The sequence below is a fragment of the Pseudomonas panipatensis genome, from assembly GCF_900099785.1.
Taxonomy (GTDB): domain Bacteria; phylum Pseudomonadota; class Gammaproteobacteria; order Pseudomonadales; family Pseudomonadaceae; genus Pseudomonas; species Pseudomonas panipatensis.
Window position 1 is genome coordinate 196,075 of record NZ_FNDS01000004.1, and the last position, 23,719, is coordinate 219,793.

Here is a 23,719-nt window from a genome sequence, read left to right on the forward strand (position 1 = left end):
TTCCCATCATCCGCTGCATGGAAATGCCTGACCGCATGGGTTTCGCGGGCTCACGCCGTCCTGCGAGGCGGTTCAGGGCGCGCTATACAGACGCGCCTTGTGCGCCCGGTAGCTGCGCAGCAGCGACGGCGCCAGGGCGGTCAGCGCGGAGCCGCTGACCACCAGCAGCGCGCCGAGGTAGGCCAGGCCATTGACGCTTTCCGGGTGCACATGGTCCGGCCACAGGCTGGCGGCCAGGGCCACGGAGGCGAAGGTGACCAGCGGCGTGAGCGCCAGGGTGGCGCTGACCCGCGAGGCTTCCCAGTGGGCCAGGGCTTCGGCGAAGGCGCCATAGGCGACCAGGGTGTTCAGGCAGCAGGCCAGCAACAGCCAGGCCTGCAGCGGGCTGAGCAGCAACGCTTGCTGCGGGTGCGCCCAGGGCGTGAGCAGGAGCGCGCAGCCGAGGTAGATGACCATCATCACTTGCAGCGACGTCCATTGCGTCAGCAATTGCTTCTGCGCCAGTCCGTAGAAGGTCCAGACGAAGGCGGCCAGCAGCACGATGAGCACGCCCAGGGTGTAGTCGCCGAGGGAGCCGAACAGCTCCGCCAGGCGCTGGTTGAAGAACAGCCCGAAGCCGCCCAGCAGCACCGCCAGGCCGATGCCCTGGCCGATGCTGAAACTCTCCTTGAAGACGAACAGGCTGCCGAGCAACAGCAGGATGGGCGCGATCTGGATCACCAGTTGGGTGGTGCCGGGCGTCAGCAGGCGCAGGCCGATCAGGTAGCACACATAGTTGCCGGTCAGGCCCAGCACCGCCAGCAGCACCAGGCCGCCGCCGCGCTTGCCGAGCGGCCGGAAGCGCGGCAGTTGCCCGCGCACCAGCAGCCAGGCGAACAGCATGCCGCCGGACACCACCAGGCGGAACCAGGTGACGCTGACCGGATCCATCACCTTGAGCACTTCTTTCAGTTTGATCGGCAGGATGCCCCAGAGCACGGCGGTGACCAGGGAGAGGAACAGGCCGAGTTGCCAGCGGCCGGAAGATACGTGCATGGGGACATCTCTACGCGTGTGCGGTCCGCCATGCTATTCCAAGGGCCACCGGGCTCGACAGGAACAGTTCGGCGGCACAACTGTACCGGTCCCTGCCCCAGCAGCCCGCGTCGTTCGCGGGCTGCGCCCGGCACAGGCGCTACAGTTGACGCGCCAGCGCCTCGCTAGCTGTAGCTGGTGGCTCGCCTCGGCCACCTCCTAGACTGAAGGCCCCATACAGGAGACCGCCCATGCCGCTTTCCCTCCCCGCCCTGGAAGAGGCCGCCGCCATCGTCCGCCAGAGCCTGCCGGCGACGCCACAGATCCGCTGGCCACTGCTGTGCCAGGCACTGGGCTGCGACGCCTGGGTCAAGCATGAGAACCACTCGCCGGTGGGCGCCTTCAAGCTGCGCGGCGGGCTGGTCTACTTCCATCACCTGGCCGCCCAGGCCCAGCGCCCGGCCGGGGTGATCAGCGCCACCCGAGGCAACCACGGCCAGTCCATCGCCTTCGCCGCCACACGCCAGGGCATCCCGGCGCGCATCGTCGTGCCGCATGGCAACAGCCGCGAGAAGAACGCCGCCATGCGCGCCCTAGGCGCCGAGCTGATCGAGCACGGCGAGGACTTCCAGGCCGCCCGCGAACACGCCCAGGCGCTGGCCACGCGCGACGGCCTGCACCTGGTGCCCTCCTACCATCCGTGGCTGGTGGCCGGCGTTGCGAGCTATGGCCTGGAGCTGTTCCGCGCCCTGCCCACGCTGGATGTCGCCTATGTGCCGATCGGCATGGGCTCGGGCATCTGCGCGCTGATCGCGGCGCGCGACGCCTTGGGGTTGAAGACGCGCATCGTCGGCGTGGTCTCGGCGCACGCGCCGGCCTATGCGCTGTCCTTCGCGGCCGGCGCGCCGGTGTACCACGCCACCAGCACGCAACTGGCCGACGGCATGGCCTGCACCACCCCGGAGCCGACGGCGCTGGCGAGCATCCTGGGCGGCGCCGCGCATATCGTGCAGGTCACCGATGAAGAGGTCGGTGCGGCCATGCGCCTGTATTTCAGCGCCACCCACAACGTCGCCGAAGGCGCCGGGGCGGCGGCGCTGGCCGCGGCGCTGCAGGAGCGCGAGGCGTTGCGCGGCTTGAAGGTGGGCTTGGTGCTCAGCGGCGGCAATGTCGACCGCGCGGTGTATGCGCGGGAGTTGGCCAGAGCCGACTGAACGCTCGCCCTGGTGGATGACGCGGCGCGTTGTTCGCCGCTTCTGCGGCGGCGTGGCGAGCGAAGCAGGATCGTAGGCTGGGATGTGCGCAGCGATTCCCGGCGGTGGGTTTCGCTGCGCTCAACGCCATCCTGCGTGGCGCGCTGCCAAGCCCGGCACAAAAAAGCGGACGGCCCCGAAAGGCCGCCCGCTTTTTTCTTGCCTGCCGCCTTACAGCTTGGCGATGGAGACCTCGGTGGATTTGACGAAGGCGATCACTTCGCTGCCGATCGCCAGCTCCAGCTCCTTCACGGAACGGGTGGTGATCACCGACGTGACGATGCCGGCGGCGGTCTGCACGTCGATCTCCGAGAGGACCGGGCCTTCGATGATTTCTTTCACGGTGCCTTTGAATTGGTTGCGGACGTTGATGGCTTTGATGGTCATGGCATTTCTCCTTGGGCAATGGCGTTACGGATGAGTCAGGTGGTCAAAGCGCCCAGCGCAGTTGCGTGGGCAGGGGTGAAACGGGTTCCGGTTCCGGCGGCAACGGCGGCAGCGCCAGCACGCGGTCGAGCACTTCGGCTTCCAGGGCGGCCAAGCGCGCCGAGCCGCGCGAACGCGGGCGCGGCAGGTCGATCGGCAGGTCGAGGCCGATCTCGCCGTCCTCGATGAGGATCACCCGGTCGGCGACGGCCACGGCCTCGCTGACATCGTGGGTCACCAGCAGCACGGTGAAGCCGTGTTGCTTCCACAGGCGTTCGATCAGTTGCTGCATCTCGATGCGGGTCAGCGCGTCCAGCGCCCCCAGCGGTTCGTCGAGCAGCAGCAGGCGCGGCCGGTGGATCAGCGCGCGGGCCAAGGCCACGCGTTGCTTCTGGCCACCGGACAGGCTCGCCGGCCACTCCTTGGCGCGGTCGGCCAGGCCGACCGCTTCCAGGGCTTCCAGGGCCTTGCCGCGCCAGTCGCCGCTCAGGCCCAGGCCGACGTTGTCGATGACCCGCTTCCAGGGCAGCAGGCGCGAATCCTGGAACATCAGACGGGTGTCTTCGCGGGCCGATTCGAGCGGCGCCGAGCCGGCCAGCAGTTGCCCTTCGCTGGCGTCGTCGAGGCCGGCCAGCAAGCGCAGCAAGGTGCTCTTGCCGCAGCCGCTGCGGCCGACGATGGCGACGAACTGGCCAGCCGGGATACGCAGGTCGATGCCCTTGAGCACCTCGCGCTCGGCGAAGCGCTTGCGCACGCCGTCGGCCAGCAGCGGGATGCCCTGCTTGAGGCTGTGCGGGGCGTTCGGATGGTTCAGCGCGCTCATGCCGCACCTGCCTTGTTCTGGTAGGCCGGGTGCCAGCGCAGCCAGAGGCGTTCGAGGCCGCGCGCGGCGAGGTCGGCGAGCTTGCCGAGGACGGCGTAGAGCAGGATCGCCAGCACCACCACGTCGGTCTGCAGGAACTCGCGGGCGTTCATCGCCAGGTAGCCGATGCCGGCATTGGCGGAAATGGTTTCGGCGACGATCAGCGTCAGCCACATGAAGCCGAGGGCGAAGCGCACGCCGACCAGGATCGACGGCAGCGCGCCGGGCAGGATCACCTGGCGGAACAGGGCGAAACCGGACAGGCCATAGCTGCGCGCCATTTCCAGCAGGCCGGAATCGATGCTGCGGATGCCGTGGTAGGTGTTCAGGTAGATCGGGAACAGGGTGCCGAGGGCGACCAGGAAGATCTTCGCCGTCTCGTCGATGCCGAACCACAGGATCACCAGCGGGATCAGCGCCAGGTGCGGGACGTTGCGGATCATCTGCACCGAACTGTCGAGGAAGCGCTCGCCCCAGGTCGACAGGCCGGTGATCAGGCCCAGGGCCAGGCCGATGGCGCCGCCGATGACGAAGCCGATGGCGGCGCGCCAGGTGCTGATCGCCAGGTGGTGCCAGAGCTCGCCGCTCTGCACCAGGTGATAGCCAGCGGCAACCACCGCGCTCGGCGCCGGCAGGATGCGGCTGGACAGCCAGCCGGCCTCCACCGCCAGTTGCCAGAGCAGCAGCAGCCCCACGGGCAGCGCCCAGGGCGCCAGGCGCTCGGCCACTCGATTGGACACACTCATATCAACTCTCCAACGCTTGCGTCGGGCGCATGAAGCGGCAGGCTCGGTCCGCCACTGCCCGACAGTGGCGGATCACGCCGGCGCCGCATGCGCCCCAGGGTTCACTCAGCTCTGCGACGCCTGCTTGGGCAGGATGTCGTTGGCCACCATCTCGCCGAACGGGCTGACGTATCCACGCGCCTCGGGCTGCTGCGGGCGAGCCACATCGAGGTGCGGGAACAGCAGTTCGGCGACCCGGTAGGACTCTTCCAGGTGCGGGTAGCCGGAGAAGATGAAGGTGTCGATACCCAGCGCGGCGTATTCCTTGACCCGCGCGGCCACGGTCGGCCCGTCGCCGACCAGCGCGGTGCCGGCGCCGCCGCGCACCAGGCCGACGCCGGCCCAGAGGTTGGGGCTGACTTCCAGTCGGTCCTTCTTGCCGCCATGCAGGGCGGCCATGCGCTGCTGGCCGACCGAGTCGAAGCGCGCCAGGGACGCCTGGGCGCGGTCGATGGTGTCCTGGTCGAGGTGGCTGATCAGGCGATCGGCGGCCTGCCAGGCTTCCGCGTTGGTCTCGCGGACGATCACATGCAGGCGAATGCCGAAGCGCACCGTGCGGCCCTGGCGGGCGGCCTTCTCGCGCACCTGGGCGATCTTCTCGGCCACCGCGGCCGGCGGCTCGCCCCAGGTCAGGTACAGCTCGACCTGCTCGGCGGCGAGGTCCTGCGCGGCCTCCGACGAGCCACCGAAATACAGCGGCGGACGCGGCTGCTGGATCGGCGGATAGAGCAGCTTGGCGCCCTTCACCTGGATGTGCTCGCCGGCGTAGTCGACGGTTTCGCCTTCCAGCACGCGGCGCCAGATGCGGGTGAATTCGACGGAGGCCTGGTAACGCTCGGCATGGCTCAGGTGCAGGCCGTCGCCGGCCAGTTCGTCCGGGTCGCCGCCGGTGACCAGGTTGAACAGCGCGCGGCCGTTGGACAGGCGGTCGAGGGTCGCGGCCTGGCGGGCGGCCACGGTTGGCGAAATGATCCCCGGACGCAGTGCGACCAGGAACTTCAGGCGCTGGGTCACCGGGATCAGCGAGGCGGCGACCAGCCAGGAGTCCTCGCAGGAACGTCCGGTGGGGATCAGCACGCCGCCGAAGCCGAGGCGGTCGGCGGCCTGGGCGATCTGCTGCAGGTAGCCGTGGTCGACCGCGCGGGCGCCCTCGGCGGTGCCAAGGTAATGGCCGTCACCGTGGGTGGGCAGGAACCAGAAGATATTCAGACTCATCGCATTAACTCCAATGTGAGCGCGCCGGCGTGGCGTAGCCGCGCGATGATGGTTTCGCAGGTGTCGCGGTTCGCGCAGGCGCGGGCCTGGCCCGAGCCTGCGTCGTTACCCGGTGTTCAGTTGCTGGTGGCGAGCTTGGCCTCGGCCGGCGGCGTCCAGACCACGTCCTTGATGCTCAGCGGCTTGGGAATCAGCTTCAGTTGGGCGAAGGCGTCGGCGATCTTCTGCTGCGCGGCGGCGACCTCGGGGGTGATGAACTGCGCGCCGTAGCCCTGGCGCTTGACCGCGGTGAGGGTGATGTCGGCGGGCAGGCCGAGCAGCGGCGCGACCTGGTCGGTGACCTGCTGCGGATTGGCCTTGGACCATTCGCCGACCTGGCGCACTTCGTCGATCAGGGTCGTCAGCACCTGCGGGTGCTGCTGGGCGTAGGGGCGCGCGGCCAGGTAGAACTGATGGTTGTCGGCCAGACCACGGGCGTCGGTCAGGGTGCGCGCCTGCAGTTGCTTCTCGGCGGCGGCCTGGTACGGGTCCCAGATCACCCAGGCGTCCACGCTCTTGCGCTCGAAGGCGGCTCGGGCGTCAGCCGGCGGCAGGTACACCGGCTGGATGTCGCTGTATTTCAGCCCGGCGTTCTCCAGGGCGCGCACCAGCAGGTAGTGCACGTTGGAGCCTTTATTGAGGGCGACCTTCTTGCCCTTGAGTTCGGCGACCGAGTGGATCGGCGAATCCTTCGGCAGGAGGATCGCCTCGCTGGTCGGAGCCGGCGGCTCGAAGGCCACATAGAGCAGATCGGCGCCGGCGGCCTGGGCGAACACCGGCGGCGTTTCACCGGTGACGCCGAAGTCGATGCTGCCGACGTTCAACCCTTCGAGCAGTTGCGGGCCGCCGGGGAACTCGGTCCATTGCACCTTGACGCCCTGCTCGGCCAGGCGTTTTTCCAGGGTGCCACGGGCCTTGAGCAGGACCAGGGTGCCGTATTTCTGGTAACCGATCCGCAGGGTGCCAGGTTGTTCTTCAGCGTGGGCGCCGTAGGACAGGGCCGCTACCAGCAGGGCCGCCAGTCCACGACGCAAAGTGAGGGTGCGCATGGGCATTGCTCCTTTGTCATTGTGTGCTTGCCGGACCTGCCGTCCCGTTGGCGGGGCGGTGAGGGCCTGATGTCGTCTGCCGTCCTGCGGGCCGCGTGCCGGGGTGGGGCTGGGCGGCGGATGACGGTGGGGTTGTCGTTCAGATGCTCCAGCGGGCCTTGAGCAGGCGTTCGTTGAGCAGCTCCGGGTCGATCGGTCGGGGGCGCCGCGCCAGGGCGCCGTGGAATTGTTCGAGGGCCTCCAGCAGGCGCTGTTCCAGGGCCGGCGCCAGTTGCGCCGGCGTTTCGGCGCTGGCGTAGGCGATCTGGCTGTCCTCGGCGAACACGCCCTGGAGCATTTCCTGGGCCTTGAGCGCCGCCAGCACCGGCTTCAGCGCGTAATCCACGGCGAGCATGTGGGCATTGCTGCCACCAGTGGCCAGGGGCAGCACCACCTTGTGGCTGAGCGCGCGTTCGGGCAGCAGGTCGAGCAGCACCTTGAGCGCGCCGGCGATGGAGGCCTTGTACACCGGGGTAGCGATCACCAGGCCATCGGCGCGCGCCACCTGTTCCAGCAGTTCCAGCACCAGCGGGCTGTCGAAGCGCGCGTGGAGCAGATCCTCGGCCGGGAAGTCGCGCACCTGATAGGAGCGCACTTCGACGCCGTGCCGCTGCAGCCAGTCCCGGGCAACGTCGAGCAAGACCGCGGAGCGGGAACGCTGGCTGGGACTGCCGGCGAGGGTGAGCACATACATGGCACGCTTCCTTATAACTGAAAGAGCCGGATATCAAGCGGCTCGCTAACCAACGTGCATAGACCTTATCAGGCCTTCTGTTATTCCAATAAATGTTATTTATTCATTTGCTTATTACTTTTAAGCAATCCTCTGCCTTCACGAAAAAAACCTGCGACATGTCCATCAGCACCCTCGGCCCGCTGCGGGCAGGGGCCAGGGATGGCATGGGGAATGGCGTGGACAAGGCGGATGGTCGGCGAGCAGCGTGGTGCTCAGGGCGCGGCGGATGGCGGGAATCAGCGGGCATCGCCCTGCCCCGCAAGCCGGGAGGAGAGGCAAAAAAAGACGCGGGGAAAGACCGCGCGGGGAACGGAAAAAAAGCTGGCCGGCGAACCGGCCAAAAACCCTACTGTCGTGGATGAAACTGGGTGTCGCGGACGGCCACGCCGCCTCAGCGATTGGGCTGCGGGGTCAGGCGCAGGTATGGCTTGACCGCGCGGTAACCTTTGGGGAAGCGCCGCTGGATCTCCTCCTCGTCCTGCAGCGAGGGCACGATCACCACCTCGTCGCCGTCCTGCCAGTTGCCCGGCGTGGCGACCTTGTGCTGGTCGGTGAGCTGCAGCGAGTCGATGACCCGGAGGATTTCGTTGAAGTTGCGCCCGGTGCTCGCCGGGTAGGTGATGATCAGGCGCACCTTCTTGTTCGGATCGATGACGAACAGCGAACGCACGGTCAGGGTGTCGTTGGCGTTCGGGTGAATCAGGTCGTACAGCTCAGAGACCTTGCGGTCGGCGTCGGCGATGATGGGGAAGTTGACCTGGGTGTTCTGCGTCTCGTTGATGTCGTCGATCCACTTCACGTGGGACGCCACCGGGTCCACCGAGAGGGCGATGACCTTGACCCCGCGCTTGGCGAATTCATCCTTGAGCTTGGCGGTCAGGCCCAGCTCGGTGGTGCACACCGGGGTGAAATCCGCCGGGTGGGAGAACAGGACGCCCCAGTTGCCGCCGAGCCATTCGTGGAAGCGGATGCGACCTTCACTGGAATCCTGTTCGAAATCGGGGGCGATATCGCCGAGACGCAGACTCATGGGAGATTCTCCTGGTTCGTGTTGGGCTCAACTATGCACAAGGATTCAGCGAACCAAAAAGAATATATTTCGATTTTCTTATAACTGAAAAACCAAACCCTGCCGAGCATGGCGCCAACCCTAGCCGTTCATCGCTTGCCCAGCGTGTCGGCGCGGCACAACTACACTGAACACATCAGCCCATTTTCCGGGAGGTGTACTTATGTTCGGACAAAGGACCAGCGACAGCGTGGCCAGTACGCACTATCGCAGCGACCGGATCAGCGCCGTCAACGGCCAGTATTTCTTCTCGACTCGCGAAGGCACCCTGGAAGGTCCTTTCTTCACCCGCTTCGACGCGGAGCGTGAGGTGGAGCAGTACATCAACCGCATGCGCCAGGCCGCCGGCCTGTTCGCGCGGGTGGCGCGCTAGGCGAAGACACGACCTCACCCAAGCCCCGGCAAGCACCGGGGCTTTTCTTTGTCGCGCGGCTGGCCGAACGCCCATGAAAAAGCCCCGGCAGCCTTGGCTGCCGGGGCTTTTGCGTCGGACCGCAGGGAACTCAGCGCAGCGCTTCGAACAGCCCGGTGGCGCCCATGCCGCCGCCCACGCACATGGTCACGATGCCGTAGCGCAGGTTGCGCCGTTGCAGTTCGCGCACCAGGTGGCCGACCTGGCGCGAGCCGGTCATGCCGAAGGGGTGGCCGATGGAGATGGAGCCGCCGTTGACGTTGTACTTCTCGTTGTCGATGCCCAGGCGGTTGCGCGCGTACAGGCACTGCGAGGCAAAGGCTTCGTTGAGCTCCCAGAGGTCGATGTCGTCGATCCGCAGGCCCTTGGCCTTGAGCAGCTTGGGCACCGAGAACACCGGGCCGATGCCCATTTCGTCCGGCTCGCAACCGGCGACGGTGAAGCCACGGAAGAAGGCCTTGGGCTTGAGGCCCAGTTGCAGGGCTTTTTCCAGGCTCATCACCAGGGTCATGGAGGCGCCGTCGGAAAGCTGCGAGGCGTTGCCGGCGGTGACCGAACCGTCCTCGGCGAACACCGGCTTGAGCGAGGCCAGGCCTTCGAGGGTGGTGTCCGGGCGGTTGCAATCGTCAGCCTCGACCACGCCGTCGACGAGGGTCTTCTCGCCGCTGGCCTTGTCTTCCACGGCGTAACGCACGCGCATCGGCACGATCTCGTCCTTGAACAGGCCTTCGGCCTGGGCGCGGGCGGTGCGCTGCTGGCTCTGCAGCGAGTACAGGTCCTGCTCCTCGCGGCTGACGTTGTAGCGGCGGGCGACGATCTCGGCGGTCTGCCCCATGGGGTAATAGATGCCGGGGAAATCCTGCTGCAGGCGCGGGTTGTAGAAATTGTCCATGTTCTGCTTCTTCGCCGTCAGGGTGATGGATTCCACCCCGCCAGCGACCAGGATGTCGCTGCAGCCGGACGCCACCTGGTTGGCGGCGATGGCGATGGCCTGCAGGCCCGAGGAGCAGTAGCGGTTGAGGGTCATGCCGGCGACGTGGGTGCCCAGGCGCGACAGCACCGCCGCGTTGCGCCCGATGTTGTGGCCCTGGGCGCCTTCGTTGGAGCCGGCGCCGACCACGCAGTCGTCGACCAGCAGCGGATCGAGGTCATTGCGCGCCAGCAGCGCATCGATGCAATGGGCGACCATGTCGTCCGGGCGGGTCATGTTGAACTTGCCACGGAAGGATTTGGCCAGGCCGGTACGGACGCTGTCGACGATCACCACTTCGCGCATGGGATACCTCGTTGATTGTTGTTCGATGAAGGGAGGATGACGTCGGGCAAGAATAGAGCCGGGGAATCCTGACGCGCGACGATCATTCACCTGGCATATGCGGCGCCATCCCCTGACGGAAATGCCGGCACAGCGGCCTCTCCCCAGCCGGCCAAGCGCAGGGCGGATAACGCCCGACCACAACGGCGCTCAGGGCCGCTGGTGATTGCGCTGGAAGGTTTCCGCGCCCATGGCTGCGATCTGCCCGTCGATCAGCGCATCGAAAGGCTTGAGCAGCTCATCGAAGTCCCGCGGCGCGTCCAGCACGTTCAGCGCCTGGACGACAGCCTCGATGGTCGAGAGCGCGCCGTCGGCCGGGGCCTTGCGCAGGCGGTAGCGCGAACTCAGGCCCGCGGGCAGCACCGCGCGTGGCAGCGCCGCCAGTTCCGGGTTCAGGTGCAGCAGCTTGCGCGCCTTGCGCCAAGTGCCGTCGGGAACGATGAGCTGGCACGGCTGTTCGGCGCAGGCCTGCGCCACCTCGCTCAGGCTTCGCGCCTGCTCGCCGGGGAACAGCAGCCAGCTCTGGTAGCCGTCGCGCTGCCAGCTCTGCGGCGGGAAGCGCTCGCCCACCCGCAGCTCGGCGTTTTCCAGGCCGAGCGCGGCCAGGCGCGCGGTGTTCAGCGCGTGGCCGGTTTCGCTGGGGTGTTGCAGCAGCAGCACCAGCGTGCGGCTGGCCAGGCGCGGAATCAGCGCGCACAAACAGTGCCCGAGGGGGCGTTCGCAGCGCGCGCAGCGGGGCCGGCTCATGGCTTGCCCGGCTGCGTGCGCAGCAGGTCGCGGAAGTTCTGGATCAACGGCTCGCGCGAACGGCCGCGACGCAGGATCAGCGAGAACGGCGCCTGGTAGCCGAAGGTCGCCGGCAACAGCGCGCGCAGGCGGCCCTGCTCGACCCAGGGATGCGCGTAGTGCTCGGGCAGGTAGCCGATGTAGCCGCCGGAGAGGATCAGGATCAGTTGCGCTTCCATACTCTCGACGGTGCCGGCGCTGTGCTTGAAGCCGTGCCGCGCCAGTTCCGCCTGGCTCCAGTAGCCCCGGCCGACCATGCGCTGCTGGGTGATCAGCTCTGCGGGGATGCGCCGGCCGTCGAACAGCGGGTGGCGGTCGCTGCAGTACAGCCAGTGCTGCTCTCTGTACAGCGGCTGGTAGACCAGGCCGTTCATGCGGCTGAAGAAGGAGCCGATGGCCAGGTCGAGGCGGTTGTCCAGCACCGCCAGTTGCAACTCATAGGGGCTCTGCACCTGCAGGTGCAGATGGACCGCCGGGTGCAGGCTGCTGAAGGCGCCGATGACCTCGGCCAGCGGCAGCGCCGGATCGCTCACGGTGGAGTCGAGCACGCCGAGGTTGAGGGTGCCGCGCAACTCGCCCTTGAGGGTCGCCGCGTAGCGCTCGAAGCCTTCCAGTTCGCCGAGGATGCGCAGGGTTTCCTGGTGGAACAGCTCGCCCTTGCTGGTCAGGCCGAAGCCGCCGCGGCCCCGGTGGCAGAGCACGATGCCCAGGTGGTTTTCCAACTGGCTCATGTAGGTGCTGATCGCCGAGGTGGAGAGGTTGAGTTCCTGCTGCGCGGCGGCGAAGCCCTGGTTGCGCACCACGCAGGCGAAGATGCGCAGCAGCTTGATATCGGGCAAGGCGTTGGCGCTCATGGCGACTCCAGAAAAGCAAAAGGCCCAGTTCAGCGGACCCAGGACTGGCGCGAGCGCCGCATGCGCCCTGCCGAATGACCCGCAGGTCAGGCCGGGCGTGGCCGGCAGCCGGGCCGCTGCGACACGCGGGCGCAGTCTAGCGAGAGAAATAAGTTTAGAAAATGCTGAAGTGATTATTTGCCGACAGCGATTCTTCCGCCTCCCCGACCTGAAGAGAATCCGCTTCCAGCATCAACCAGCCTGCTCCTACAAAAACCAGCGAATTGCGTGAGGCCTCCCCATGGACAAGACACTCCATCAACCCCTGGGCGGAAACGAAATGCCGCGCTTCGGCGGCATCGCCACCATGATGCGCCTGCCGCACATCCAGTCCCCCGAGGAACTCAACCAGCTCGATGCCGCCTTCGTCGGCGTGCCGCTGGACATCGGCACCTCGCTGCGCTCCGGGACTCGCTTCGGCCCGCGCGAAATCCGCGCCGAGTCGGTGATGATCCGTCCGTACAACATGGCCACCGGCGCCGCGCCGTTCGACTCGCTGAACATCGCCGACATCGGTGACGTGGCGATCAACACCTTCAACCTGCTGGAGGCGGTGCGCATCATCGAGGAGGCCTACGACAAGATCCTCGACCACGGCATCCTCCCGCTGACCCTTGGCGGCGACCACACCATCACCCTGCCGATCCTGCGCGCCATCCACAAGAAGCACGGCAAGGTCGGCCTGGTGCACATCGACGCCCACGCCGACGTCAACGACCATATGTTCGGCGAGAAGATCGCCCACGGCACCACCTTCCGCCGCGCCGTGGAAGAAGGCCTGCTGGATTGCGACCGCGTGGTGCAGATCGGCCTGCGCGCCCAGGGCTACACCGCCGAAGACTTCAACTGGAGCCGCAAGCAGGGCTTCCGCGTGGTGCAGGCCGAAGAGTGCTGGCACAAGTCGCTGCAGCCGCTGATGGCCGAAGTCCGCGAGAAGGTCGGCGGCGGCCCGGTGTACCTGTCCTTCGATATCGACGGCATCGACCCGGCCTGGGCGCCCGGCACCGGCACCCCGGAAATCGGCGGCCTGACCACCATCCAGGCGATGGAAATCATCCGTGGCTGCCACGGCCTGGACATCATCGGCTGCGACCTGGTGGAGGTCTCCCCGCCCTACGACACCACCGGCAACACCTCGTTGCTCGGCGCCAACCTGCTCTATGAAATGCTCTGCATCCTCCCGGGTGTGGAGCGCCGCTGAGTGACCACCATGCCCAACGACGCCTGCGTAGCACAGGTGCTGGAGGCGGCCCGCGACCTGGTGGCCGCCTTCGCCCGCACCGACACCGAGGCCTACTTCGCGGCCTTCAGCGAAGACGCCAGCTTCATCTTCCACACCTGGCCGCAGCCGCTACCGACGCGCGCGGCCTACCGCGAGGTCTGGGAAGGCTGGCTGCGCGAGGACGGCTTCGCGGTCCTCGACTGCCAGTCCAGCAATACCGTTGTCAGCCTGCACGGCGACGTGGCGATCTTCAGCCACGACGTCGCCACGCGGCTGCGCATCCAGGGAGCGGAAAGCCTCAACCACGAGCGCGAGACCATCGTCTTCCGCCGTACACAAGAACAAGGCCGTTGGCTGGCCGTACACGAGCACCTGTCCGCGGCGCCGACGCCGTAAGTCAGGACTTTCCCGGGAGGAAGTCATGGATAACAAGAACAACGCACACGCCATCACCACCATCGAGACATTCGGGGTCGAACAGATCCCGGACCACGAACGCAACGCCACGCCGACCGACCTGTTCCGCATGATCTTCGGCGGCTCCAACACCTTCGCCACCGCGGTGCTGGGCAGCTTCCCGGTACTCTTCGGGCTGTCCTTCCAGGCCGGCGTCTGGTCGATCATCCTCGGCGTGCTGGTCGGCGCGCTGATCCTCGCGCCCATGGGCCTGTTCGGTCCGCTCAACGGCACCAACAACGCGGTGTCTTCGGGCGCCCACTTCGGCGTGCACGGACGGATCGTCGGTTCCTTCCTCTCGCTGCTCACCGCCATCGCCTTCTTCTCGCTGTCGGTGTGGAGTTCGGGCGACGCGCTGATCGGCGGCGCCAAGCGCCTGTTCGGCCTGCCGGAAACCGACCTCACCCTGGGCCTGGCCTACGGCCTGTTCGCCGTGCTGGTGCTGGTGGTGTGCATCTACGGCTTCCGCTTCATGCTGCTGGTCAACAAGATCGCCGTCTGGGCCGCCAGCCTGCTGTTCCTGCTCGGCGTGTTCGCCTTCGCCGGCCCGTTCGACGCCGGTTACGCCGGCACCGTGCAGATGGGTAGCGCCGGCTTCTGGGCCGCCTTCATCGGCGCCACCCTGCTGGCCATGAGCAACCCGATCTCGTTCGGCGCCTTCCTCGGCGACTGGGCGCGCTACATCCCGCGCGAGACCTCGAAGCAGCGCATCATGCTGGCGGTGATCCTGTCGCAGATCGCCACCCTGATCCCGTTCTTCTTCGGCCTGGTCACCGCCACCATCGTCGCCGTGAAAGCGCCGGACTACATCGCCGCGAACAACTACGTCGGCGGCCTGCTGGCGGTGTCGCCGAGCTGGTTCTTCCTGCCCGTGTGCCTGATCGCCACCATCGGCGGCATGTCCACCGGCACCACCTCGCTGTACGGCACCGGCCTGGACATGTCCAGCGTGTTCCCGCGCCTGCTCAACCGCGTCCAGGCGACCCTGCTGATCGGTCTGCTGTCGATCGCCTTCATCTTCATCGGCCGCTTCGCCGCCAACCTGGTACAGAGCGTGTCCACCTTCGCCGTGCTGATCATCACCTGCACCAGCCCCTGGATGGTGATCATGATCCTCGGCCTGGTGACACGCCGTGGCTTCTACCACGCCGATGACCTGCAGGTGTTCACCCGCGGCCAGCAAGGCGGCGCCTACTGGTTCCACCACGGCTGGAACTGGCGCGGCATGGGCGCCTGGATTCCCAGCGCGGCCGCCGGCCTGTGCTTCGTCAACCTGCCGGGCCAATTCGTCGGCCCGCTGGGCAACCTGGCCGGCGGCATCGACATCAGCCTGCCGATCACCCTCGGCCTGGCCGCCCTGCTCTACCTGACCCTGCTGCGGACCTTCCCGGAATCCGCAGGCGTGTACGGCCCGCGTGGCCCGCGCTGGGTCGGCAGCCACGCTCGCCCGGTGCGCGGCATCGGCGAACCGGCTGCCTGAAACGCCCCGGCAAGTCCCGGCAAGACGCCGTCGGGCCGGTCACCGCCAGCGCGGCCCGATGGTGACATGGTAATGAGCAAGGGCGCGGCGAGACGATCGCCGCGCCCGCTTCGTTGGCAATGACGTTCACTCCGACCTCATCCACGAACCCTAAGGAACTGCCATGACCACCTGCGGCGAATTCCTCGTCAAGCAACTCGAAGCCTGGGGCGTCGATACCGTCTTCGGCATCCCCGGCGTGCACACCGTCGAGCTGTACCGCGGCCTGCCGGGCAGCGCCATCCGCCATATCACCCCGCGCCACGAACAGGGCGCCGGCTTCATGGCCGACGGCTACGCGCGCGTCACCGGCAAGCCCGGCGTGTGCTTCATCATCACCGGACCGGGGATGACCAACATCCTCACCGCCATGGGCCAGGCCTATGCCGACTCGATCCCCATGCTGGTGATCTCCAGCGTCAACGAGCGCGCGCGCCTGGCCCACGGCAACGGCTACCTGCACGAGTTGCCCAACCAGCGCGCGATGAGCGCCGGGGTGACCGCCTTCAGCCACACCCTGATGAGCGTCGAGGAACTGCCGGCGGTGCTCGCCCGCGCCTTCGCCGTGTTCGACAGCGAGCGCCCGCGCCCGGTGCACATCGAGCTGCCGCTGGACATCATCAGCGCCCCGGCCGCGCACCTGTCGGTACGCCCGCGCGTGCCGCTGGCGCGCCCGGCGCCGGCGCGCTCGCCGCTGCACGAAGCGGCGGCCAAGCTGGCCAAGGCGCAGAAGCCGCTGCTGCTGCTCGGCGGCGGCTGCGTCGCCGCCGAGGCCGAAGCCCGCGCCCTGGCCAGCGCGCTGGACGCCCCGACCGCGCTGACCATCAACGCCAAGGGCCTGTTGCCGCCGGAGCACCCGCTGCTGCTCGGCAGCAACCAGTCGCTGGTGCCGGTGCGCGAGCTGGCCCTGGAGGCCGACGTGGTCCTGGCCATCGGCACCGAGCTGGGCGAGACCGACTACGACGTGGTGTTCGACGGTAACTTCAAGATCGGCGGCGAGCTGATCCGCATCGACATCGACCCGCAGCAACTGATGCGCAACCACGCGCCGAGCATCGCCATCCACAGCGACGCGCGCACGGCCATGCGCGCCCTGCTGGAACTGCTGCCGGCCCGCGCAGCCAGCGCCGACAGCCCCGGCGCGCAGCGCGCCGCCCAGGTGCGCGCGCGCCTGGCCGAGGACTTCAGCGGCTGGGCGCACTACCGCAGGCTGTTCGAGACGATCCTCGAGGTGCTGCCGGAGGCCCGCTTCGTCGGCGACTCGACGCAGACCGTGTACAGCGGCAACCACCTGGTGGAACTGGACGGCGGCCGCCGCTGGTTCAACGCCTCCACCGGCTACGGCACCCTCGGCTACGGCCTGCCCGCGGCCATCGGCGCCAAGCTCGGCGAACCGCGCCGCCCGGTGATCAGCCTGATGGGCGACGGCGGCCTGCAGTTCACCCTGCCCGAGCTGGCCAGCGCGGTGGAAGCCAAGGTCGGCATCATCGTGCTGCTGTGGAACAACCACGGCTACGGCGAGATCAAGCGCTACATGGAACGCCGCGACATCACCCCGCTGGGTGTGGATATCTACACCCCGGACTTCCTCGCCATCGCCAGGGGCTTCGGCTGCGCCGCCGAGCGCGCCCGCGACCACGCGCACCTGCGGGAACTGCTGCGCCATGCGCCGGCGGACCGCCCGCTGCTCGTCGAAGTGATGGAGGCGACGCCCTTCGCGCCCTGATGCGACCAGGCGCAGGGTGGCTAAGGTTCGACGTCATCCACCGTTCCACCTTGGCCTCAGGGCGCGCCGAGCGTGGCCCTGAGGCCAGTGGCAAGCGTGGTGTAGCGGTGGACGACGGCGAACGCTTGTACGCCCTTGTATGCGACGCATACGGCACAATCGCGTGGGGCGCATCACGCCAAAGCGTCATCCGCCCTCCCCCAGCGACCGAGGTGGTCGCCACTACCCGAAACAAGGCTCCCGACCATGAAAATCGTCACCCGTGACCAGTGGTTCGAAATCCGCCACCTCTACGACGGCATCAGCCTGATCCACGAGCCCTACGTGCGGCCCTTCTACCGCTGCAACATCTGGCACATCCAGGGCCGCGAGCGCGATGTGCTGGTGGACAGCGGCTCCGGGCTGGTCAGCCTGCGCGAACAACTGCCCTGGCTCAGCGAGCGCCCGCTGCTGGCGGTGGCCAGCCATACCCACTTCGACCATATCGCCGGCCACCACGAATTCGCCGAACGCCTGGTGCACCCGGCCGAGGCCGACATCCTCGCCGCGCCGGACGGCGAGCGCACCCTGGCCACGGCCTTCGTCGGCGACGACATGTTCGAGGCTCACCCGGATTGCCCGCTGTGTTACGCCGAATACCGCGTCAAGGCGGCGCCGGCGACGCGCACCATCGACGAAGGCGACGTGCTCGATCTCGGCGACCGCGTGCTGGAAGTGCTGCACACCCCCGGCCATTCGCCGGGCGGCATCAGCCTGTGGGAAGCGGCGACGCAGACCCTGTTCAGCGGCGATATCGTCTACGACGGCCCGCTGATCGAGGATGCCTACCACGCCAACCTGGACGACTACGCAAAGAGCATGCAGCGCCTGCGCGAACTGCCGGTGCGCACCGTGCATGGCGGGCACTTCGCCAGCTTCTCCGGCGAACGCCTGCGCAGCCTCATCGACGACTGGCTGAAGGCGCACGCCTGAGCGCCACGCGAGACGGCCGCAGTAGATAGCAATCTGCCCGCGATCGCGGGCAGACAGAGGTGCGTGGGAAGAAGGGTCAGCGTTGGCGACGTTGCTGCGCCAGACGGCGTTGCTCGTCGCTGTGGACCGGGATGCGTTGCAGTCGCGGCGCCTCGATCAGGCCGAGGGCGACGCCAAGGTTCCACGCCAAGGATTGCAGCCAGAGTTTCATGGAATGCCCCCTTATCGGGTAAGAAAGTCGGGCGGCCCGCGATTAAGCGAGGCCACCCTCGGAAAGAGTAGCCCGGCGTCCCACTCTCCGCCCGTGCCACTCGCTCCTTGAGTTGAAGACTATGTGTTTAGCACGGCTCGCCGACTGACTTGGGTCAAGTTCAGGCGCGCTTGTCGCCACGCAACAGACGGCGAATCCACGCCTCGCTGCTGACCAGGGTGATGCCCAGCAGCACCAGCAGCGCGCCGGCGACGAAGTTCAGGGTCAGCGGCTCGTCGAGGATCAGTACGCCGAAGGTGACGCCGAACAGCGGCGTCATGAAGGAAAACACCGCCAGGTTCGACGCCAGGTAGCGGCGCAGCAGCCAGAACCAACTGAAATAGCTGAAGAAGGACACCACCACGCCTTGGAACAGCACGCTGCCGACACTGCTCGGGGTCAGCCGCAGCGGCCCGAGTTCGCCCAGCGCCAGGGCCAGCAGCGGCAGCAGCAGCGCGGCGCTGAACAATTGGTAGAACAGCGTCAGGCTGGCCGGAGCCTCGGACAGCCGCGTGCTGCGCACCACTACGGTGGTCGCGCCCCAGGACGCCCCGCCGAGCACGCCGAGGGCATCGCCCAGCAACATGCGCCGGTCCAGGTGCGCCAGGTCGAAGCCCGCGCCGAAGCACAGCGCGATGCCACCGAAGCAGGCCACGATACCCAGCCACTGCAATGGCCGCAGGCGCTCGCTGGGCAGCAGGAAATGCAGACCGAGGGCGGAAAAGATCGGCGCCGTGTAGACGAACACCGCCATGTGCGAGGCCGAGGTGTAGACCAGCCCCTGGGCGATGAAGAAGAACTCCCCGGCGAACAGCACGCCGGCCAGCGCGCCACCGGCCAGGGTGCCCTGGCGCAAGCCTTGCCAGCCGCCGCGCCAGCACATCAGCAAGCCCACCAGCAGCGCGGCGATGGCGTTGCGCGCGCAGGCCTGGAGGATGGGCGCGATATCCCCGGCGGCGAGCTTGATCACCACCTGCTGGATGCCCCAGATCAGGCACAGGCCGAGCATCGCCTGCAGGGCGAAGGCGTCGGCGCCCTTGCGTGTCGGGCTCATGGGAGCCTCCGCAGGCGCGCAGGCAGGGGGATGGACGGATCGACACAGGCAGGCATGGCAGGACTCGGCAGAAAAAGGTTCGTCGCTGGCCGCTGCCGGCGGCCGCTCTGGGAATCGCTCCGCCGCGCCGTCCGGCGATCCGCGCGGCAGCGCATGACACGCGGCACAGGCAAATCGGCGGCCCCCAAAGGGTACCGCCGATTATTTCAGTTCCGGTACGCCGGACACCATTCGAAAAACGACGCCGGGCGGCCAGTCACTGACCGGTCTTGATCTTGCTCCAGGTCCGCGTGCGCACCCGCTCCAGCTTCGCCGGCAGCATTTCCACCGAGAACAGCTTGGCCTGCACCTCGGCCGGCGGGTAGACGTTGGGGTTGTCGCGCAGCGTGGCGGAGATCAGCTTGTCCGCCGCCTGGTTGGGGTTGGCGTAAGACACGTAGTCGGAGATCGGCGCCACCACTTCCGGTTGCAGCAGGTAGTTGAGGAAGGCGTGGGCCTGCTCGACGTTCTGCGCGTCCTTGGGAATGGCCAGCACATCGAACCAGGCCGCGGTGCCCTCTTTCGGGATGCGGTAGTCGATGCGGATGCCGTTCTTCGCTTCCTTGGCGCGGTTAGCCGCCTGTAGCGCGCCGCCCGACCAGGCCATGGCCACGCAGACGTTGCCGTTGGCCAGGTCGCTGACGAACTTCGAGGAGCTGAAGTAGGTGATATAGGGCCGCAGGCTGCTGAGCAGCTTCTCGACCTTCTCGTAGTCTTCCGGATTCCGGCTGTTCGGCGGCAACCCGAGGTAATGCAGGGCCTCGGGGATCACCTCGGTGGGCGAGTCGAGGAAGGCCACGCCGCATTCCTTGAGCTTGGCCAGGTTCTCCGGTTTGAAGATCAGGTCCCAGGAATCCACCGGCGCGTTGTCGCCGAGGATCGCCTTGACCTTGTCGACGTTGTAGGCGACGCCGTTGGTGCCCCACATGTACGGCATCACGTACTGGTTGCCCGGGTCCTTGGCCTCCAGCACCTTGAGCAGCGCCGGGTTGAGGTTCTTCCAGTTCGGCAGCTTGCTCTTGTCCAGCGGCTGGAATACCCCGGCCTTGAGGTAGTTGGGCAGGAAGCTGTCGCTGGGCACCACCAGGTCATAGCCGGAATGCCCGGAGAGCAGCTTGGCCTCCAGCACCTCGTTGCTGTCGTAGACGTCGTACTTGGGCGCGATGCCGCTGGCCTGCTGGAAGTTCTTCAGGGTGTCCGGGGCGATGTAATCGAACCAGTTGTAGATACGCACCACCGGCTCGGCGCTGGCCAGGCCGGCGCCGCCGAGCAGAGTCGCGGCGAGCAGGCCGCAGAGGCTTTTCTTGTAGCTGTGCATGACTCGTTCCTCGATGCGCCGCCTCAACGGGCGGCGCCTTCGTAACCTTGCAGGACATTGACCGCGTTGACGCCGATGGCCTCCACCGCATAACCGCCTTCCATGATGAACAGGGTCGGCGCGCCGAGCGCGGCGATGCGCTCACCCAGGCGCAAGTAGTCCGGGGAGTCCAGCTTGAACTGCGAGATCGGGTCGTCCTTGTAGGTGTCCACGCCGAGCGACACCACCACGGCGTCCGGGGCGTAGGCGGCGATCTTCCGGCAGGCGTCCTCCAGCGCGGCGGACCAGCCGTCCCAGCCGGTGCCGTGGGCCAGCGGGTAGTTGAAGTTGCAGCCCGCGCCGGCGCCCTCGCCGCGCTCGTCGGCATGGCCGAGGAAGTACGGGTACTCCACCAGCGGGTCGCCGTGGATGGACGCGAAGAGCACATCGTTGCGCTGATAGAAGATTTCCTGGGTGCCGTTGCCGTGGTGGTAGTCCACGTCGAGGATGGCCACGCGCTTGGCGCCCTGGTCGAGGAAGGCCTGGCTGACGATGGCGGCGTTGTTGAGGAAGCAGTAGCCGCCCATGAAGTCGCTGCCGGCGTGGTGTCCCGGCGGACGGCAGAGGCCGAAGGCGCTGCGCGCGCCCTGGCGCAGGTGGTCCTGGGCGGTCAGCGCGACCTGCGCCGAGCTGTGGATGGCCTGCCAGGTGCCGGCGGTGATCGGCGCCTCGGTGTCGAAACTGTAGTAGCCCAGTTCGCCCATCAGCGCCGTGGGAATCGGCCCGTCGCGGCGCAGGCGGCGGCCGGGGAAGGTGGTCGAAACCAGGTCGCCCGAGTGGCCCGCGGCGACCCAGCGCGCCCAGGCGCCCTGAAGGAAGGCGACGTACCGGGGGTCGTGCACGCGGTGGATCGGATCGACACCGAAGTCACGCGGGGCGATGACCTCGCCGAGGTTCTGCGACTTCACCCGGGCCAGCACGGTGTCGGCGCGGCTGGGCATTTCGAAGCAGGGCTGGAGCTTGCCATCGACCAGTTCGGACTGGCCGAAATGCAGGCGATGATCGTCGCTATAGACGGTCAGCATGGGGAGAACCTCTCAGGGCTTGTTGTTCTTGGTGGAGAGGATTCTGCCCACTCGGAGGAAATGGACTGAACGGTGGCAGCGGCCAAAAGGGGATCGATATGGCCATGTTTCATGACCCGATAGCCCTTTCCCTCCCCTCAGCCGCGTCGGCCCAGCAGCGCGGTGGCGCCCTGGACCTTACGCGTATACCAGAACACCCGGCTGACGCCACGGGTGATGGCGACGTAGGCCAGGCGCAGGCTCTCGTCCTGCATGGCCTGGTCGTAGCTGTTGCGGAAGAAGCCGCAGTGCGCGTAGAGCGCGTTGCGCAGCGGGTGTTTCTCCACTGGCGCGCAGTCGTCGACGATGATCGCCACCTCGGCCTGCAAGCCCTTGGCGCGGTGGATGCTCATGGCCTTCACCGGCCACGCGCGGTCGAGTTGCGCCTGGATCTGCTGCAACGGCTCGTTGCGCCGGCTGAGCAGCAGCACGGCGGTGCGCTCACGGCTGCTGCCCGCCTCGACATGCGCGCACTGCGCCTGGATCTCGCGCAGCAACGCCGGCATCTGCGTCTTCAGGTCGAACGGCTGCACCAGGCGCACGCCGTGGTCGCCCGGCTGCATGGCCTTGAACGCGCGGCTGTGCTTGGCCTGCTTGAAGCGCACCTCGGCGAGCACCGCCTCGGCGTCGCGGATCACCGGCTCGATGCTGCGGTAGTTGGTTTCCAGCAGCAGCACCGTGCTCTTGCGGTTGCGCCCCTTGCTGGGGAAATGCCGGTCGAAGTCCATGAACAGCTCCGGCGAGCTGCCACGCCAGCCGTAGATCGACTGCCAGTCGTCGCCGATGGCCATCAGGCTCGGCGCCTGGCCCTGGCGCGACAGGTGGCGTTGCACGGCCTGCAACCAGAGAACGATCTGCGGCGAGATGTCCTGGAACTCGTCGATCAGCAGATGGCTGAACGGCTGCACCGCCTCCAGCGGCGCGGCGCCGTCGTTCAGGCGCTCGGTGAGTTGCTGGAAGGCGGCGTTGAAGGTCATCAGGCGCTGCTTGCGCAGCAGCGCCAGGAAGAAGCTCCAGAACAGCGCCAGGGCTTCGAGGAAGATTTTCTCCCGCGTGGCGCACGCCAGCTCGGCCTTGCCCAGGGATTCCGGGCGCAGGCCGAGGCTTTCCATGAACCCGGCCTGCACGTAGAAAGCCTCGAACAAGGGCACGGCGGCGAACTCGCCGGCCAGCTTGAAGGGCTCCAGGGGCGCCGCGCCGACCGCCTCCTCCGCCGGCTTGGGCAGCCCGAGCAGGCGATGCACCTTGCCGCGGAAAACCGCGCTGGCCGCATAGCACTCGCTGTAGGCCTGTTGCAGCAGGCGTTGCTGGGCCGGGCGCAGGCGTCCGCCGGTCAGCGGGTTGTCCGGCTCGTCGGGGTTGCGCTCGTCGAGCTGCTCGAACCAGCGCGGATTGCCCAGCAACGCTTTGGCCAGCCCGCCCATGGCCGAGTGGAAGGTGCGCACACACTGGTGCGCCTGGGCCTGGTCGAAGGGAAACGACCAGAAGCCGAGCACCCGTTGCAACTGTTCACGCAACTGCGCGCAGGAGGCGTTGGTGAAGGAAATCACCGTGATCCGCTCGGCCTCGATGCCCAGGTGGCAGAGCATGAACACCACGCGCAGCACCAGGGTGGTCGACTTGCCCGAGCCGGCGCCGGCGAAGATGCGTGTCAGCGGCTGGCGGCAGAGGATCATCGCCCACTGCTCGTCGGACGGCGGGCTGAGCACCCCGGCGCTGACCGCCTGCGCCACGCGGGCGCGCATGGCCTGCTCTTGGCTTGCGTCCACCGGCAGGGCGCGCGCGGGGTAGATGCCGGCGCTGGCGGGCTGGGTCGCGCGCGGCGCGGCCGTGCCCTCGGCGGCCTTGCGGCGGCGCGGCTTGGCCGTGGCGTTCTCGTCCTGGGCGCAGGCCCCGGCCTTCTTCGCCCGCGCCTTGGCCGCCGGGCGCTTGCCGTGGGCCGCGGGCGGCGCGGCCTGGCCCTGTTCGCGCAGGTACGCGGTGGTCCGTGGGAAATAACGCGCCAGCGACTCGGCCAACAGCAGTTTGTAGCGCCTGACGGCAGACAGCATCGAAAGGCTCCGACCCGGTGACATGTCGCGGAATGATAAGGGGTTTGGGTGACGCTCCGACAGTTGCCGTGGGCAACGGTTCGGCCTGGGCCCGGGGCCAGCAGGCAGCGCCGGCG

General features: G+C 67.6%; 23 protein-coding genes. 7 read left to right on the forward strand and 16 right to left on the reverse strand.

What is annotated here, in order from left to right; all coding sequences use genetic code 11:
* Window positions 1-72 precede the first annotated feature (72 nt).
* Window positions 73-1,035 carry a DMT family transporter gene (locus BLQ74_RS11105; protein ID WP_090262626.1) on the reverse strand — a complete coding sequence of 321 codons (963 nt, stop codon included), beginning with the start codon at window positions 1,033-1,035 and terminating at the stop codon, window positions 73-75.
* A gap of 230 nt (window positions 1,036-1,265) precedes the next feature.
* Here BLQ74_RS11105 and BLQ74_RS11110 point away from each other — a divergent pair, with 230 nt between their 5' ends.
* Window positions 1,266-2,228 (forward strand): threonine dehydratase, encoded by a 963-nt coding sequence (locus BLQ74_RS11110; protein ID WP_090262627.1) that lies wholly within the window; start codon window positions 1,266-1,268, stop codon window positions 2,226-2,228.
* A 210-nt stretch (window positions 2,229-2,438) separates the two neighbouring features.
* On the opposite strand, the gene BLQ74_RS11115 is transcribed toward BLQ74_RS11110, so the two are convergent.
* The 7 genes from BLQ74_RS11115 to BLQ74_RS11145 all read right to left on the reverse strand — a co-directional run bounded on the left by BLQ74_RS11115 (window position 2,439) and on the right by BLQ74_RS11145 (window position 8,448).
* Complete coding sequence (locus tag BLQ74_RS11115; RefSeq protein WP_003091900.1) at window positions 2,439-2,654, reverse strand: TOBE domain-containing protein; 216 nt, start codon at window positions 2,652-2,654, stop codon at window positions 2,439-2,441.
* A gap of 43 nt (window positions 2,655-2,697) precedes the next feature.
* Window positions 2,698-3,516 (reverse strand): aliphatic sulfonates ABC transporter ATP-binding protein, encoded by an 819-nt coding sequence (ssuB, locus tag BLQ74_RS11120; RefSeq protein WP_090262628.1) that lies wholly within the window; start codon window positions 3,514-3,516, stop codon window positions 2,698-2,700.
* The gene (gene ssuC, locus BLQ74_RS11125) at window positions 3,513-4,301 is read right to left on the reverse strand and encodes an aliphatic sulfonate ABC transporter permease SsuC (protein WP_090262629.1); all 789 of its coding nucleotides are present in this window, start codon (window positions 4,299-4,301) and stop codon (window positions 3,513-3,515) included. The genes ssuB and ssuC overlap by 4 nt, the downstream gene beginning before the upstream one ends.
* Window positions 4,302-4,406: 105 nt before the next feature.
* Complete coding sequence (gene ssuD, locus BLQ74_RS11130; RefSeq protein ID WP_090262630.1) at window positions 4,407-5,555, reverse strand: FMNH2-dependent alkanesulfonate monooxygenase; 1,149 nt, start codon at window positions 5,553-5,555, stop codon at window positions 4,407-4,409.
* A gap of 116 nt (window positions 5,556-5,671) precedes the next feature.
* Window positions 5,672-6,643, reverse strand: a complete 972-nt coding sequence (locus BLQ74_RS11135; protein WP_090262631.1) for a sulfonate ABC transporter substrate-binding protein — start codon at window positions 6,641-6,643, stop codon at window positions 5,672-5,674.
* Window positions 6,644-6,782: 139 nt separating this feature from the next.
* Window positions 6,783-7,376 carry an NADPH-dependent FMN reductase gene (gene ssuE, locus BLQ74_RS11140; protein ID WP_090262632.1) on the reverse strand — a complete coding sequence of 198 codons (594 nt, stop codon included), beginning with the start codon at window positions 7,374-7,376 and terminating at the stop codon, window positions 6,783-6,785.
* Window positions 7,377-7,809: 433 nt separating this feature from the next.
* Window positions 7,810-8,448, reverse strand: a complete 639-nt coding sequence (locus BLQ74_RS11145) for a peroxiredoxin (protein WP_090262633.1) — start codon at window positions 8,446-8,448, stop codon at window positions 7,810-7,812.
* A 202-nt stretch (window positions 8,449-8,650) separates the two neighbouring features.
* Between BLQ74_RS11145 and BLQ74_RS11150 the strand changes: the two genes are divergently transcribed.
* On the forward strand, window positions 8,651-8,860 hold the full coding sequence (locus BLQ74_RS11150) for a DUF6316 family protein (protein ID WP_090262634.1): 210 nt from the start codon (window positions 8,651-8,653) through the stop codon (window positions 8,858-8,860).
* Between the two features lie 130 nt (window positions 8,861-8,990).
* Here the strand turns inward: BLQ74_RS11150 and BLQ74_RS11155 are convergent, their stop codons facing one another.
* The 3 genes from BLQ74_RS11155 to BLQ74_RS11165 all read right to left on the reverse strand — a co-directional run bounded on the left by BLQ74_RS11155 (window position 8,991) and on the right by BLQ74_RS11165 (window position 11,854).
* The gene (locus BLQ74_RS11155; protein ID WP_090262635.1) at window positions 8,991-10,175 is read right to left on the reverse strand and encodes a thiolase family protein; all 1,185 of its coding nucleotides are present in this window, start codon (window positions 10,173-10,175) and stop codon (window positions 8,991-8,993) included.
* A gap of 189 nt (window positions 10,176-10,364) precedes the next feature.
* Window positions 10,365-10,961, reverse strand: a complete 597-nt coding sequence (locus BLQ74_RS11160; protein WP_090262636.1) for a tRNA-uridine aminocarboxypropyltransferase — start codon at window positions 10,959-10,961, stop codon at window positions 10,365-10,367.
* On the reverse strand, window positions 10,958-11,854 hold the full coding sequence (locus BLQ74_RS11165) for a LysR family transcriptional regulator (protein ID WP_090262637.1): 897 nt from the start codon (window positions 11,852-11,854) through the stop codon (window positions 10,958-10,960). The genes BLQ74_RS11160 and BLQ74_RS11165 overlap by 4 nt, the downstream gene beginning before the upstream one ends.
* Before the next feature lie 280 nt (window positions 11,855-12,134).
* On the opposite strand from BLQ74_RS11165, the gene speB reads away from it, so the two are divergent.
* The 5 genes from speB (at window position 12,135) to BLQ74_RS11190 (ending at window position 17,788) form a co-directional block, all read left to right on the forward strand.
* Entirely contained in the window at window positions 12,135-13,094 is a 960-nt protein-coding gene (speB, locus tag BLQ74_RS11170; protein ID WP_090262638.1) for an agmatinase, read from the forward strand.
* A 9-nt stretch (window positions 13,095-13,103) separates the two neighbouring features.
* Entirely contained in the window at window positions 13,104-13,511 is a 408-nt protein-coding gene (locus BLQ74_RS11175; RefSeq protein ID WP_090262901.1) for a nuclear transport factor 2 family protein, read from the forward strand.
* A gap of 25 nt (window positions 13,512-13,536) precedes the next feature.
* Window positions 13,537-15,051 carry a purine-cytosine permease family protein gene (locus BLQ74_RS11180; protein ID WP_090262639.1) on the forward strand — a complete coding sequence of 505 codons (1,515 nt, stop codon included), beginning with the start codon at window positions 13,537-13,539 and terminating at the stop codon, window positions 15,049-15,051.
* 163 nt (window positions 15,052-15,214) lie between these two features.
* Window positions 15,215-16,816 (forward strand): 5-guanidino-2-oxopentanoate decarboxylase, encoded by a 1,602-nt coding sequence (locus BLQ74_RS11185; RefSeq protein ID WP_090262640.1) that lies wholly within the window; start codon window positions 15,215-15,217, stop codon window positions 16,814-16,816.
* A 246-nt stretch (window positions 16,817-17,062) separates the two neighbouring features.
* Window positions 17,063-17,788, forward strand: a complete 726-nt coding sequence (locus BLQ74_RS11190) for an MBL fold metallo-hydrolase (RefSeq protein WP_090262641.1) — start codon at window positions 17,063-17,065, stop codon at window positions 17,786-17,788.
* A 76-nt stretch (window positions 17,789-17,864) separates the two neighbouring features.
* On the opposite strand, the gene BLQ74_RS27920 is transcribed toward BLQ74_RS11190, so the two are convergent.
* The 5 genes from BLQ74_RS27920 to BLQ74_RS11210 form a co-directional block, all read right to left on the reverse strand.
* A complete protein-coding gene (locus tag BLQ74_RS27920; RefSeq protein ID WP_280139847.1) occupies window positions 17,865-17,999 on the reverse strand; it encodes a PA1414 family protein in 135 nt (44 codons plus the stop codon).
* 160 nt (window positions 18,000-18,159) lie between these two features.
* Window positions 18,160-19,092 carry a DMT family transporter gene (locus tag BLQ74_RS11195; protein WP_090262642.1) on the reverse strand — a complete coding sequence of 311 codons (933 nt, stop codon included), beginning with the start codon at window positions 19,090-19,092 and terminating at the stop codon, window positions 18,160-18,162.
* A 256-nt stretch (window positions 19,093-19,348) separates the two neighbouring features.
* Window positions 19,349-20,449 carry an extracellular solute-binding protein gene (locus BLQ74_RS11200; protein WP_090262643.1) on the reverse strand — a complete coding sequence of 367 codons (1,101 nt, stop codon included), beginning with the start codon at window positions 20,447-20,449 and terminating at the stop codon, window positions 19,349-19,351.
* Between the two features lie 23 nt (window positions 20,450-20,472).
* Window positions 20,473-21,513: a histone deacetylase family protein gene (locus BLQ74_RS11205; RefSeq protein ID WP_090262644.1), complete on the reverse strand. Its 1,041-nt coding sequence runs from the start codon at window positions 21,511-21,513 to the stop codon at window positions 20,473-20,475.
* Window positions 21,514-21,650: 137 nt separating this feature from the next.
* Window positions 21,651-23,603, reverse strand: coding sequence for a DEAD/DEAH box helicase (locus tag BLQ74_RS11210; RefSeq protein WP_090262645.1), 1,953 nt, complete (start codon window positions 23,601-23,603; stop codon window positions 21,651-21,653).
* Window positions 23,604-23,719: the final 116 nt, after the last annotated feature.